Annotated in this window: 11 protein-coding genes; 9 read left to right on the top strand and 2 right to left on the bottom strand. The window is 69.7% G+C overall.

The window, feature by feature from the left end:
* Nucleotides 1-33: 33 nt before the first annotated feature.
* Entirely contained in the window at nt 34-501 is a 468-nt protein-coding gene (locus Afe05nite_RS24845; protein ID WP_203819600.1) for an Lrp/AsnC family transcriptional regulator, read from the bottom strand.
* 131 nt (nt 502-632) lie between these two features.
* Between Afe05nite_RS24845 and pdhA the strand changes: the two genes are divergently transcribed.
* From pdhA to Afe05nite_RS24820, 5 genes are all read left to right on the top strand, one after another.
* Nucleotides 633-1724 (top strand): pyruvate dehydrogenase (acetyl-transferring) E1 component subunit alpha, encoded by a 1092-nt coding sequence (pdhA, locus tag Afe05nite_RS24840; RefSeq protein ID WP_203819599.1) that lies wholly within the window; start codon nt 633-635, stop codon nt 1722-1724.
* A 20-nt stretch (nt 1725-1744) separates the two neighbouring features.
* Nucleotides 1745-2722: an alpha-ketoacid dehydrogenase subunit beta gene (locus Afe05nite_RS24835; protein ID WP_203819796.1), complete on the top strand. Its 978-nt coding sequence runs from the start codon at nt 1745-1747 to the stop codon at nt 2720-2722.
* The gene (locus tag Afe05nite_RS24830) at nt 2722-3996 is read left to right on the top strand and encodes a dihydrolipoamide acetyltransferase family protein (protein WP_239118170.1); all 1275 of its coding nucleotides are present in this window, start codon (nt 2722-2724) and stop codon (nt 3994-3996) included. Before Afe05nite_RS24835 ends, Afe05nite_RS24830 begins: the two co-directional genes overlap by 1 nt.
* A 147-nt stretch (nt 3997-4143) precedes the next feature.
* Nucleotides 4144-4545 (top strand): hypothetical protein, encoded by a 402-nt coding sequence (locus tag Afe05nite_RS24825; RefSeq protein WP_203819597.1) that lies wholly within the window; start codon nt 4144-4146, stop codon nt 4543-4545.
* 234 nt (nt 4546-4779) lie between these two features.
* On the top strand, nt 4780-6111 hold the full coding sequence (locus Afe05nite_RS24820) for a phosphatase PAP2 family protein (RefSeq protein WP_203819596.1): 1332 nt from the start codon (nt 4780-4782) through the stop codon (nt 6109-6111).
* Between the two features lie 124 nt (nt 6112-6235).
* Here Afe05nite_RS24820 and Afe05nite_RS24815 read toward each other — a convergent pair whose 3' ends face one another.
* Complete coding sequence (locus Afe05nite_RS24815) at nt 6236-7303, bottom strand: DUF2855 family protein (RefSeq protein ID WP_203819595.1); 1068 nt, start codon at nt 7301-7303, stop codon at nt 6236-6238.
* A gap of 202 nt (nt 7304-7505) precedes the next feature.
* Here Afe05nite_RS24815 and Afe05nite_RS24810 point away from each other — a divergent pair, with 202 nt between their 5' ends.
* From Afe05nite_RS24810 to Afe05nite_RS24795, 4 genes are all read left to right on the top strand, one after another.
* Nucleotides 7506-8597: a LacI family DNA-binding transcriptional regulator gene (locus tag Afe05nite_RS24810; protein ID WP_203819594.1), complete on the top strand. Its 1092-nt coding sequence runs from the start codon at nt 7506-7508 to the stop codon at nt 8595-8597.
* Between the two features lie 80 nt (nt 8598-8677).
* Nucleotides 8678-9760 (top strand): sugar ABC transporter substrate-binding protein, encoded by a 1083-nt coding sequence (locus tag Afe05nite_RS24805; protein WP_203819593.1) that lies wholly within the window; start codon nt 8678-8680, stop codon nt 9758-9760.
* Nucleotides 9761-9773: 13 nt separating this feature from the next.
* Nucleotides 9774-11261, top strand: a complete 1488-nt coding sequence (locus Afe05nite_RS24800; protein ID WP_203819592.1) for a sugar ABC transporter ATP-binding protein — start codon at nt 9774-9776, stop codon at nt 11259-11261.
* A 16-nt stretch (nt 11262-11277) separates the two neighbouring features.
* Nucleotides 11278-12270, top strand: a complete 993-nt coding sequence (locus Afe05nite_RS24795) for an ABC transporter permease (RefSeq protein ID WP_203819591.1) — start codon at nt 11278-11280, stop codon at nt 12268-12270.
* The last annotated feature ends 27 nt before the right edge of the window (nt 12271-12297 follow it).

Genomic DNA, 12297 nt, shown 5'->3' with positions numbered 1-12297 from the left:
GACAAACGTTTTCGCGAAGGACGCCCGCCCCGGTCAACCCGCGGGCGCGGCCGGCTGGGCGGGCTTGGGCTCGAATTCCTCGAACACCAGGGAGGTGCGGGTGTTCACCACCCCCGGCATGCCCTGGATCTCGTCGAGGACCAGGCGTCGCAGGTCGGCGTTGTCGCGGGCCCGGACCAGCAGGATCACGTCGAAGTCGCCGCCGACCAGGGCGATGTGCACCACTCCGGGCAGCGTGCGCAGCCGTTCGCCGACCGTGCGCCACTCGGCCTGGTGCAGGTTCACCGTCACGTACGCCGATGTTCCCAGCCCGGCCGCGACGTGGTCGACATCGGCGCGGAAGCCCTTGATCACGCCGTCGTCGCGGAGCCGCTGGACGCGGGAGTAGGCGTTGGCCCGCGAGATGTGCAGTGTCTCGGACAGCGTCCGGATCGACATCCGCCCGTCGCGCCGGAACGCGTCGAGGATCTGCCGGTCGATGTCGTCGAGGGTGCTGGCCACCTGTCTCCGTCTCCCTTCGCGCCCGCCGCTCCGGCTGGACGTTTGGCCGTTGAACGATCGTTCAGGAGCGTCATTCTCTCGTTCTTCGGCCAGATGTGGAACACAAGTGGGGACGCCCACACCATTACCCCATGACACCTGACCCCCGTCGGCTGCTGCCGTCCGCGGACCCGGTCACCCTGATCGACGCCCAGGGACAGCCGGCCGGCATCGTGGCGCACACCGTCCCGGACGACGTCGAGCTGCTCGCGTCCCTCGCCGCGCTGATCACCGCCCGCCGGCTCAACGACCAGGCGTACGCGCTGGTCCGCCAGGGCCGGCTGGCGGTCTACCCGTCCTCGCACGGTCAGGAAGCGTGTCAGGTCGCGGCCGCCCGGGTGCTGACCGCCGACGACTGGCTGTTCCCCACCTACCGCGACACGGTCGCCGCCGTGGTCAAGGGCGTCGACCCGGTCGAGGCGCTGAGCCTGCTGAAAGGCGACTGGCACTGCGGCTACGACCCGTACGAGCATCACGTCGCCCCGCACGCCACGCCGCTCGCGACCCAGCTGCCGCACGCGGTGGGCGTCGCCCACGCCGCCCGGCTGCGCGGCGAACCGACGGTCGTCATGGCGATGTGCGGCGACGGCGGCACCAGCGAGGGCGACTTCCACGAGGCGTTGAACTTCGCCGCCGTCTTCCGCGCCCCGGTCGTCTTCCTCGTGCAGAACAACGAGTACGCGATCAGCGTCCCGCTGGCCCGCCAGTCGGCGGCGCCGTCACTCGCGCACAAGGGCATCGGCTACGGCATCGCCGCCGAACGTGTCGACGGCAACGACATGGCCGCGCTGCTCGCCGTGCTCGGCGAAGCCGTGGACCGGGCCCGGGCGGGGCAGGGGCCGCAGCTGATCGAGGCGCACACCTATCGGATGCAGGCGCACACCAACGCCGACGACGCGACCCGCTACCGCGACGAGGCCGAGGTCAAGGAATGGCTGGACCGCGACCCGATCCGCCGCCTGGAGACCTACCTGCGCGATCGCGGCGTGTTGACCGACGAGACCCGCGCCCGATTCGACGCCGAGGCCGACCGGGTGGCCGAGCACCTGCGCGCCGGCCTCAACACCGACATCGAACCCGACCCCCAAGACCTTTTCACCTACGTGTACGCCCACTCGACGCCCCAGTTGCGCGAGCAAGCCGCCCTGCTCAGCGACGAACTCAGCCGGGAAGGAACGTCCTGATGACGGTGCTCGATGCCGAGATGCGCACCATGTCCATGGCGCAGGCACTCAACCAGGCTCTGCGCGACGCCATGGCCGCCGACCCGGCGGTGGTGCTGTTCGGCGAGGACGTCGGCGCCCTCGGCGGGGTCTTCCGGATCACCGACGGGCTGACCGCCGAGTTCGGCGAGAACCGCTGCTTCGACACCCCGCTGGCGGAGTCCGGCATCGTCGGCATGGCGGTCGGGATGGCCATGAACGGAATGCGCCCGGTCGTCGAGATGCAGTTCGACGCGTTCGCCTACCCCGCGTTCGAGCAGATCGTCAGCCACGTCGCGAAGATGCGCAACCGCACCCGCGGCCGGGTCGCGCTGCCCATGGTGATCCGGGTGCCCTACGCCGGCGGCATCGGCGGGGTGGAACATCACTGCGACTCCTCCGAGGCGTACTACGCCCATACCCCGGGCCTGCACGTCGTCGCGCCGTCCACCCCGGCCGACGCGTACACGTTGCTGCGCGCGGCCATCGACGCGCCCGACCCGGTCGTCTTCCTGGAACCCAAGAAGCTGTACTGGAGCAAGCAGGAGGTCACCCTCCCGGCGTCCGGACCCGGCATCGGTACGGCGGTGGTCCGCCGCCACGGCACCGACGCCACGCTGCTGGCGTACGGACCGGCCGTCCCGGTGGCGCTCGAAGCGGCCGAGGTGGCCGCCGGCGAGGGCCGGAGCCTGCAGGTCGTCGACCTGCGCTCGATCGTGCCGTTCGACGACGAGACCGTCTGCGCCGCGGTCCGCTCCACCGGCCGCGCCGTGGTCGTGGCCGAGGCGGCCGGGTTCGCCAGCGTCGCCTCGGAGATCGTCGCCCGGACCACCGAACGGTGCTTCTCCTCGCTGGCCGCCCCGATCCGCCGGGTCAGCGGCTTCGACATCCCCTACCCGCCGCCGAAACTCGAGCACTTCCAGCTGCCCGGCGTGGACCGGGTGCTCGACGCCGTCGACGACCTGCAATGGGAGCAGTGATGACCGCTCAGACGTTTCGCCTGCCCGACCTCGGCGAGGGCCTGACCGAGGCGGAGCTCGTGCAATGGCTCGTGGCCGAGGGCGACGTCGTCGAGGTCGACCAAGGCATCGCCGAGGTGGAGACGGCCAAGTCGATGGTCGAGGTGCCGTCGCCCTATGCCGGCCGGGTGGCAACCCTGCACGCGACCGCCGGCACCACGCTGGCCGTCGGCGAGCCACTGATCACTGTGGAGCCACTGACCCCGGCCGACACCTACCGCGCGGAGGAGAAGGCCGGCTCCGGCAACGTCCTGATCGGCTACGGCACCTCCGCCGCCCCGGCCGCCGCTCGTCGTCGCCGCCCCCGGAGCACTCCCGGCACGCCCGTCGCCGCTCACCCGTCTGCCCCCGCCCACTCGGCTGCCCCCGCCCACCCGGACGCCGGAGCGCGGCCGGCGCCGCGAGTCACCTCACCGCTGGTGCGCAACCTGGCCCGCGCCAACGGCATCGACCTGGCCTCGATCGAGGCGACCGGTCGCGGTGGCGTGATCGTCCGGGCCGACGTCGAGCGCGCGGTTGCCGCCTCCGCGCCGGCGCGGACCTCCGCACCACGGGCGGGCGAACGGCGTACCCCGCTCAGTGGTTTTCGCAAGGCCGCGACGGCCGCGCTGAGCCGCAGCCGTGCCGAGATCCCGGAAGCGACAGTGTGGGTCGATGTGGACGCGACGAGGCTGTGGCAGCTGCGCGAGAGCAACCCGGGCGGTCCGGGCCTGCTCGCCTACCTGGCCCGTTTCACGGTGGCCGCGCTGCGCGAGTACCCCGTGCTCAACGCCCGGTTCGACGCCGAGCGGCAGGAGATCATCGAGTTCGACCACATCGACCTCGGTATCGCCGTGCAGGGCGAGCGCGGTCTGGTGGTGCCGGCGGTGCTCGGTGCCGAGTCGATGACCACGGCCCGCCTCGGCGACGAGATCCGCCGGCTCACCGCCACCGCCCGGGCCGGCCGCACCAGCGCACGAGAACTGTCGGCGGGCACGTTCACGCTCAACAACTACGGCGGTTTCGGCGTCGACGGCAGCGCCGCGATCATCAACCATCCGCAGGTGGCTATCCTCGGCTTCGGCCGCATCCTGGATCGCCCGTGGGTGGTCGGCGGCGAACTGTGCGTCCGGAAGATCACGCAGATGAGCTTCGTGTTCGACCACCGCGTCTGCGACGGCGGCGTCGCGGCCGGCTTCATGCGTGGCGTCGCCGACGCGATCGAGGACCCGGCCTCGGCCATCGCCCGACTCTGACAGCTCGTCCCACAGCGGCGGCGCGGGTCCGCTCGACAACAACGGGTCGAGCGGCCAGATCACCGGGCCCGATCGCTCCACCGCCCTTCGACGACTCCGGCCACTGGTGGAGCGTGCTCGACCGGGGCGCGGCCATCCCGCACCGAGGTGCCGGCGCCTCCGGACGGCGACTACGAGCAGTCGCCCCACGACTGGGCCACCAGCGGCCTGTTCCTCTCGGCCGAGGAGGACTCCCTGGTGGCCGTGCTGGAAGTGCCGGTCTGCCGCGCTTTCGTGCACGGCCGTGACGGCTACCGCCAGGTCTTCGCCGACCTGCGAAGTCAGTTCCCTCAGCTGACTGAACGCGGCGTCCCGCCCGGGGCCGGCGGCGAAGGACGCGACGAGCGCCGGGTGATGTTCGCCCGCGAGCCTGCTGCCCCGAGCGCGGCGACCAGGCCCGCCGGGCCGGCGCCGACGACTGCCGTCGTCCTGAAGTCCCGCCGGGTCCCCGGGGCAGGCGCTGCGAGCGAGAGAACCGTCGCCGCCGGGTGCAGCACTCGGCTACGATGACCGGCCTTATGGCGATGACCTTGGATCGTGACCGTTCAGGTGCGTGCGGACGCGGCCGCATCGTCGCCGCCCCAGGCTCCGACTGCTCGGGGACAAGGCTGACCTGAGCCGGGTGCCGGGCGGAAACCACCTGAACAGTCCCGCAGATCGCCGGCGGGTCACGGCAAACCGCTGCCGTGGCACGAGAAGCAACCCATCGACCGGAAACTAGCAATCGGTAAGATCTTGAAACTCATGACATCGCGGGAACTTTCCCGAACAGATGACCAGACTCCGTGGCGCCGACGCCCATTTTTTCAGTGGGTCATCTGGGGCATCGTGGGTCTCGGCTTTCTTGCCGCGCTGGAGTTCACGGCACGTCGTTACAGCCTGCCCGGACCCGTCACCAAGCAGGCGGAAGAGTTCATATTCCCCCCTAAGTCGGGCTTCCCGCTGTACGCCAGTCTGGCCTTGATGATGGTGGTGCTCACCCGACGCCAAAGAGTCATCTCACTGGGCGCGGCAATCGGGATAGATGCCGCCTTCCTCCTGGTTCGTTGGTTCGCCGACGCCAGGCTCACCTTCGGAAACGGTGCGCTGTGGGTGATCGCGGCCCACGCGTTCATCGCCCTGACCCGACGCACCGGCCAGGAACGAATCCTGCTGCTGAAAGGCGTCGGGCTGGCTCTGCTGCTGGCGGCGGCCCGGAAAACCGGGGAAACCTGGTTGCTCATCACGGCGAAGACCCGCCCCGCAGTGCTCGACCAGTACGTGGCGACCGCCGACCACGCGCTGGGCAATCCGTCCTGGGTGGTGGGCCGGATCGTCCGGGCCACGGGTACGGTCGGCACCCACTTGCTCAACGGCGTCTACACACAACTCGCGGTGGCTGCGGTTGTCATCGCGATCTACCAGCTTCGTGGCGTAGCGCAGGAGCGGGCGTTCCCGCGCCATCACCTGGTGCGCACGTTTCTGGTCATAGGACTTCTCGGGCCCGGCATCTACATGCTGTTCCCTGTGGTCGGACCAGTGTTCGCGTACGGCGTGCACGGCGGGCACTGGGCCATGGCCAACCTCTGGCCGGACGTCCCACCATCGATCGGCCCTCCGCGTCACATGCCGTTCGACGAGATCACTCCCCGCAACTGCATGCCCAGTCTGCACACCGCATGGGCCACCGCGATCTTCATTCATTCTCGTCGAAGCCCACGCGCTCTACGATTCGCCGGGACCTTCTGGCTGATCGCCACGCTCGGTGCGACCCTGGGGTTCGGCTATCACTACGGTGTGGACATCGTCGCCGGTGTGGTATTCGCCCTCACCATCGAGATCTTTCTGCACTCGCAGGCTCGCGGCTGGGACCGATCGGGAATGCAGACGGCCGTCCATGGTGCGCTCGTCTTCGCCGCGCTCTTGCTGACCTACCGTTTCCTGCCCCTGCACATGGCCCGACTTCCTTGGATCTTCGGGCCGGCCGTCATCATTCTCATGATTTCCGTGATTCGCCACTATCGGCGGACCACTCGATCATGGGAGTCGGCGCCGTCGGTAACGGGTTGGATTCCACGTTCCAGCCTGGAGAACTGATCAGCGTGCCTGTACCGGACCTGGCGTCCAGTGCGACGACCACGAGCCCGACCACCGGTTTGACTGGTCTCTGGAGCTGTGCGGCGACTTGCGGCCGGTGGGTGACCGGCCGCCGGGCGACTGCTCACATGGTCACGACGCGCCCGACGTGGGCGGGGGTGCGGCCGGCCAGAACCTCCTGCCACGCCTGCCGCAGAGCGTCGGGCCCGTCTTCGGTATGGACTTCGAGCCGGGGGAGGACCGCGACGGTGAAGTGGCGCCACGCCTCGGCGAATCGTTGCTCCAGGCCGTCGTTACCCCATTCGAGGCGGCGTTTACGGATCTGGACCGGGGCGAAGAACACCTCGCCCGCCGTGGCGGCGTTCGAGACCTGAGTGGTCAGGCCGACCGCGATGTCGCGGATCAGTTGGTCAGCGAGTCGTTCGCGGAGCGTCGCCCTGGTCGCCGGCGCGCCGGACAGGTCGAGATAGACGGTCGGCAGCACGGCGAGGTCACCGGCGTCGGCATAGGGAAGAACTTCGTCGTAGCAGCCGAGCGATCGGGTGAACGCGACGTTCCCGGGTGAGGTGAGTGCCACCACGCGCGGGCCTCGTCCGTGCAACTGCAGCGCCGCGGCGTAGGCGGTCTTGCTCGATGCCGACGAGAAGACCAGTTGTCCGGCGCCGTAGAAGTCGTTGTCGGTCAGCTGGTCGGCCAGCATGAACGCGGTGTAGAACAGCGGCCGGAAGAGCACGAGCAAGTCCTCCTGGTCGGCCCGGTAGACCGGGTCGCCGCTGGTCGACCGGTAGGCGTTGTAGGGCGTCGGCAGATTGGCCCGGTGGGTGCTGGCGTCCCGGAAACCGGAGCCGTCCACCCGGGCCGGCCGAACCACCAGATGGCTGGCGGGTGGGAGGTAGCCGTAGACGCGCAGTCCCACCGGTACCTCGGAGACCGCTGAGGCGGCCACGTCGGCGAAACCCCACAGTGGCGGCAGACCCCATCGGCGGCTCAGCCCTCGCGGCTCGGGCGGGAAGAACTCCCAGTACCTCATCGCCTCGCCCAGCACCGCGTAGGTCACGTTGTTGGCGGTGAGACCGACGCGGGCGACGCGGAGCAGAACCTCGCCGTCACTGAGCTGCGGCGGGTCGCCGGCGGCGATCGTGGTCTGTCGCAGATCGTCTCGGGCGACGGCGAGCGTCCATGGTCGTGACATGGTCCCGACGCTAGGGTCATCGGTCAGCCCAAACAAGTGCACAGGGAGTGCAAAATTACACTCGTGGTGGGCTGCGCGGGCGAACGCGCGCCGGGCCGCCGCTCGCGGCCGAGTGGCGGCCCGGCGAGGGTTACCGGGGAGCGCCGAAACTTTTCCGCAACGCTCTTGACATGTGATTTACATGACGGCAATACTTCGGCCCATGAGAAACCGGTTTCCGTCGTCCCGGCCTGCAGGGCAGCGCGCCACGATCAGTGACGTCGCCGCCGCCGCCGGCGTGTCGAAGGCGACCGTTTCCAAGTTCCTGGGCGGCAACAAGAACTACTACATCGCCAGCGAGACCCGGGAGCGGATCGCCAAGGCCATCGAGGATCTTCAGTTCGCACCCAACGCGATCGCGCAGGGGCTGTCGAACCGCCGCACCGACACCATCGGGGTCATCGTCGCCAGCATCACCAACCCGTTCTATCCCGAGCTGATCGCCGGGGTCGAGGAGGCCCTCGGCGGCAGTGAGTACACGTTGTTGCTCGGCAGCACCGACGAGCAGCCGGCCAAGGAGGCCGCCCTGGTCCGGTCGATGCTGCAGCGCCGGGTGGACGGGCTGATCATGGCCGCGGTGACGATGGACGACGCCGAGGTCTCGCGCCTGGTCGACACCGACGTCGACGTCGTGCTGGCCAGCCGCGGCCTGGACACCACCCTCGCCGACACCGTCGTGATCGACAATCTGACGGGCGCGCGGCAGGCGGTCGAGCACCTTCTCGGCCACGGGCACCGCCGGATCGCCCACCTGGCCGGGCCGGCCGACGTCGTGCCGTTCCGGTACCGCATCGAGGGCTACCGCGAGGCGATGGCGGATGCCGGTCTGGACGGCGACGAGCGGCTGGTGGCGAGCGGGAACCCCGCCGAGGCGATGACCGCGTTGCTGACTCTGCCGGATCCGCCGACCGCGGTCTTCGTGGCCAACGACCGGATGGCGATCGAGGTCCTGGAGTTCTGCGCCGGCCGCGGGATCGAGGTGCCGCAGGAGCTGGCCGTGGTCGGCTTCGACAACGTCTGGGTCGGCCGGCTCTCCGGTGTCGGGCTGACCTCTGTGGACAGCAAGGCGCGGGCGGTGGGCCGGAAAGCGGCCGAGGTGCTGGCCGGCCGGATCCGGGCCCGGCACGCCGACACCGTCCAGCTTCCCGCTCCGCCGGAGCGGACTGTCCTGCAACCCGAACTCGTCATCCGCCGTTCCTGCGGCTGCGTGGCTGGCGAAAAAGACGACGACGCACCGGATCGATCTTTTTTTTGACCACATAGGAAACCGGTTTCACACCATTCTCGACGTTCCCCCCACACCTCCGGAACCATCAGTAGAGAGGACCCCGGACAATGAGGATCTCCCGTGGTGCCGCCGCCGTCGCCCTGGCGACGACCGCCGCCCTGACCTTGAACGCGTGCAGCTCGGCCAGCGAGGTGGCCACCGGCGGCCAGGTCGACCCGAGCAGCGCCAAATACACCTACGGCAGTGACAAGGACGGCGTCACCCAGGTCGAGGGCGTGCAGTTGAACACCTCGCTCGGCGGTGAGGTGAAGCCGGCCAAAAAGTACCGGATCGCGATCATCCTCAAGTCGCTGACCAACCAGTACTGGCAGGGCATCCAGAAAGGCGCCCAGGCGGCCGGCTCCCAGCTCGGCGTCGAGATCACGGTGCAGGCCGCCAGCAGTGAGGCCGCCCAGACCGAGCAGCTGACGATCGCGCAGACCATGGTCGGGCAGAAGTACGACGCGTACGTGGTCGCCCCGGAGAGCACTTCCAACCTGACCCCGGCGCTGGGCCAGATGCAGGGTCAGGGCGCGCCGATCGTCAACGTCGACGATGCCCGGATCGCGGCGACCACCTACGTCGGGCCGGACCACGCCCTCGACGGGGAACAGGCGGCCACCGAGTTCACCAAGCTCTTCCCGGACGGCGGGCAGGTCGCCCAGATCGAGGGCCAGGCCGGCTCCAGCGCCGCCATCCTGCGGATCAAGGGCTTCAAGGAGGGTGTCGCCAAGGACACCAAACTCAAGCTCGTCGCGAGTGTCCCGGGTGACTGGGACGCGGACAAGGCCTACGCCGCCGCCCAGCAGATCATCCGGCAGTACCCGGAACTCAAGGGCATCTACGCCAACAACGACACCATGGCGATCGGGGTGGCCAAGGCGGTCCAGGCGTCCGGCAAGAAGATCGCCGTGGTCGGCACCGACGGGGTCCCGGAGGCCGTCGCCGGCGTGCGTTCGGGCTCGATGACCGCCACCGTCAGCCCGCTGCCGTACTACGAGGGCTTCTGGGCGGTCGAGTCCGCCGTCCGCCTGCTCGAAGGACAGAAGGTCCCGCAGTGGGTCGTCGCCCCGGCCCAGTTGATCACCAAGGACACGGTCGACCAGTTCTACGACCCGCAGGGCCAGGTCCTGACCACCCTCTACAAGTAGGCGGGAGCACGAGATGTCCGACCGCTCACCGGTCCTCGAACTGAACGCGATCACGAAGACCTTCCCCGGGGTCAACGCGCTGCAGGACGTCGCCATGACGGTGTTCCCCGGTGAGGTGCACACCCTGCTGGGCGAGAACGGCGCCGGCAAGTCCACCCTGCTGAAGATCATGTTCGGGGTGCAGCCGGCCGACTCGGGCGAGATCCGGATCGACGGCGAGCCGGCCCGTTTCGCCCAGCCGGCCGACGCGATGCGGGCGGGCATCGCCATGGTGCATCAGGAGCTGAACCTGGTGCCCCAGATGACCGCGGTGCAGAACGTGGTGCTGGGCCGGGAGCGGACCACCGCCGGGGTCATCGACTGGGCCGAAGCGCGCCGCCGGGCCAGGGAATCCCTGGCCCGGCTGGGCTTCGATGCCCGTGCCGACGTCCCGGTGCGGCAGCTCAGCGTCGCCCATCAGCAGATGGTGGAGCTGGCCCGCGCCCTGAGCGTGGACGCCCGGATCATCATCATGGACGAACCGACCGCCTCGCTGACCACGCAGGAGAGCGAGCGGCTCTTCCGGATCATCGAGGGCCTGCGGACTGCCGGCAAGGCGATCATCTACGTCTCGCACCGGCTCAAGGAGGTGCTCGAGCTCTCCGACCGGATCACCGTGCTGCGCGACGGCAGGCTCGTCGCCTCCCGGACCCGCGCCGAGGTCACCGGCGAACCGGATCTGATCCGGCTGATGGTGGGCCGGGACCTGGCCGCCATCGGCGTGCCGCCCTCGGCCAAGCCGGCCGGCGAGGAGATCCTGCGGGTGGCGAACATCTGCCGGCCGGGCGTGCTGCACGACGTGTCGCTGACCCTGCGCCGGGGCGAGATCGTCGGGATGGCCGGGATGGTCGGCGCCGGGCGCACCGAACTGGCCCGGGTGATCTTCGGCGCGGACCGGGCCAGCTCGGGCACCATCCACGTGGCCGGGAAACCGGCCGCCATCCGCACGCCCGGCGATGCGATCGCGGCCGGGATCGCGCTGCTGACCGAGGACCGCAAGCACCAGAGCCTGGTGCTCGGGATGACCACCGCCTCGAACGCCACCCTGCTGAAGCCGCCGACCCGGTTCGGTTTCCTGGATCGCCGACGCCAGAACACGATGACCGAGGACGTGCTGCGCCCGCTGAACACCAAGATGCGGGCGGAGATGGTCGTCGGCAAGCTGTCCGGCGGCACGCAGCAGAAGGTCGTCCTCGGCCGCTGGCTGCTCTCCGACAGCGAGATCTTCATCTTCGACGAACCGACCCGGGGCATCGACGTCGGCGCCAAGGGCGAGATCCATACGCTGATGCGAGACCTCGCCGACCAGGGCAAAGCCATTCTGATGATCTCCTCCGACCTGCCTGAGGTGCTCGGCATGAGCGACCGGGTGCTTGTCATGCGCCGCGGCCGGATCGTCGCCGAGCTACCACGCGAAGACGCCACCGAAGAGGCCGTGGTTCACCATGCCGCCGCTGAATGAGAAAAGGAGCTCGTCGATGAGCACGCTCGAGAAGGTGACCGAGACCCTGCCGCCCGCCGGGCGTGGCCCGGGGGCCCGTGACTTCGCCGGCCGGATCGCCCGGCAGGCCGGCCTGCTCGGCGTGATCGTCGTGCTGGGCATCGGGTTCGGCATCGCCCGCCCGTTCTTCCTGGACGGCGGCAACATGATCAACGTGTTGCTGCAGGCGGCCGTGGTGGGCATCCTCGCCCTGGGGCAGACCTTCGTCCTGTTGACCGGCGGCATCGACCTATCCATCGGCTCGGTCGTCGCGGTCGCCGCGGTGTGCAGCGGTCTGCTGTCGCACTCCCTGCCGGCTGTGGTCGCGGTGCTGGGCGGCATCGCGATCGGTGCGCTCTGCGGTCTGGTCAACGGCCTGCTGATCACCATCACGAAGATCACCCCGTTCATCATCACGCTGGGCACCATGGGCATCTTCGCCGGCCTGGCCCTGATCATCGCGGGCGGGCAGGCCGTCTACGGCATCCCCGTGCCGTTCTCCGACGTGCTCGCCGGGGGCGTGGCCGGCATCCCGATCCCGGTGCTGCTGTTCATCCTCCTGACCGTCGTCGCCGCGCTGGTGCTGAAGTTCACCACCTTCGGCGAATACCTGACCGCCATCGGCGGCAACTCCGAGGTGGCCCGGCTGGCCGGCATCGCGGTGGGCCGCAACACCGCTCTCGCGTACGTCGTCGCCGGTGGCACCGCCGGACTGGCGGGCGCGATCCTGACCGCCCGCCTCGGCGCGGCCGACCCGACGCTCGGTGGCGACCTGCTGCTGACCGCGATCGCCGCGACGGTGATGGGTGGCACGAAGCTCGCCGGCGGCGAGGCCAGCATGGTCGGCGCCGCCTTCGGGGCCGTGCTGATCGCCACCCTCACCGCCGGCCTCACCACGCTCAACGTGCAGGCGTTCTACCAGCAGGTCGCGGTCGGTGCCGCGATCATCCTGGCCCTGGTCGTGGACCAGCTGACCAAACGCCGGGCCTGACCCCACCCACCCCCACCAAGAGGAGGA

The organism is Paractinoplanes ferrugineus (assembly GCF_016862195.1).
Taxonomy (GTDB): domain Bacteria; phylum Actinomycetota; class Actinomycetes; order Mycobacteriales; family Micromonosporaceae; genus Actinoplanes; species Actinoplanes ferrugineus.
The sequence above is the reverse complement of the archived record's forward strand: the minus strand, read 5'-3'. Positions and strand labels throughout refer to the sequence as shown.

Excerpts from the sequence above, each read along its gene's own strand:
- pdhA (WP_203819599.1), top strand. The coding sequence starts at position 633 with ATGACACCTGACCCCCGTCGGCTGCTGCCGTCCGCGGACCCGGTCACC.
- Afe05nite_RS24835 (WP_203819796.1), top strand. The coding sequence starts at position 1,745 with ATGCGCACCATGTCCATGGCGCAGGCACTCAACCAGGCTCTGCGCGAC.
- Afe05nite_RS24830 (WP_239118170.1), top strand. The coding sequence starts at position 2,722 with ATGACCGCTCAGACGTTTCGCCTGCCCGACCTCGGCGAGGGCCTGACC.
- Afe05nite_RS24820 (WP_203819596.1), top strand. The coding sequence starts at position 4,780 with ATGACATCGCGGGAACTTTCCCGAACAGATGACCAGACTCCGTGGCGC.
- Afe05nite_RS24815 (WP_203819595.1), bottom strand. The coding sequence starts at position 7,303 with ATGTCACGACCATGGACGCTCGCCGTCGCCCGAGACGATCTGCGACAG.
- Afe05nite_RS24810 (WP_203819594.1), top strand. The coding sequence starts at position 7,506 with ATGAGAAACCGGTTTCCGTCGTCCCGGCCTGCAGGGCAGCGCGCCACG.
- Afe05nite_RS24805 (WP_203819593.1), top strand. The coding sequence starts at position 8,678 with ATGAGGATCTCCCGTGGTGCCGCCGCCGTCGCCCTGGCGACGACCGCC.
- Afe05nite_RS24800 (WP_203819592.1), top strand. The coding sequence starts at position 9,774 with ATGTCCGACCGCTCACCGGTCCTCGAACTGAACGCGATCACGAAGACC.
- Afe05nite_RS24795 (WP_203819591.1), top strand. The coding sequence starts at position 11,278 with ATGAGCACGCTCGAGAAGGTGACCGAGACCCTGCCGCCCGCCGGGCGT.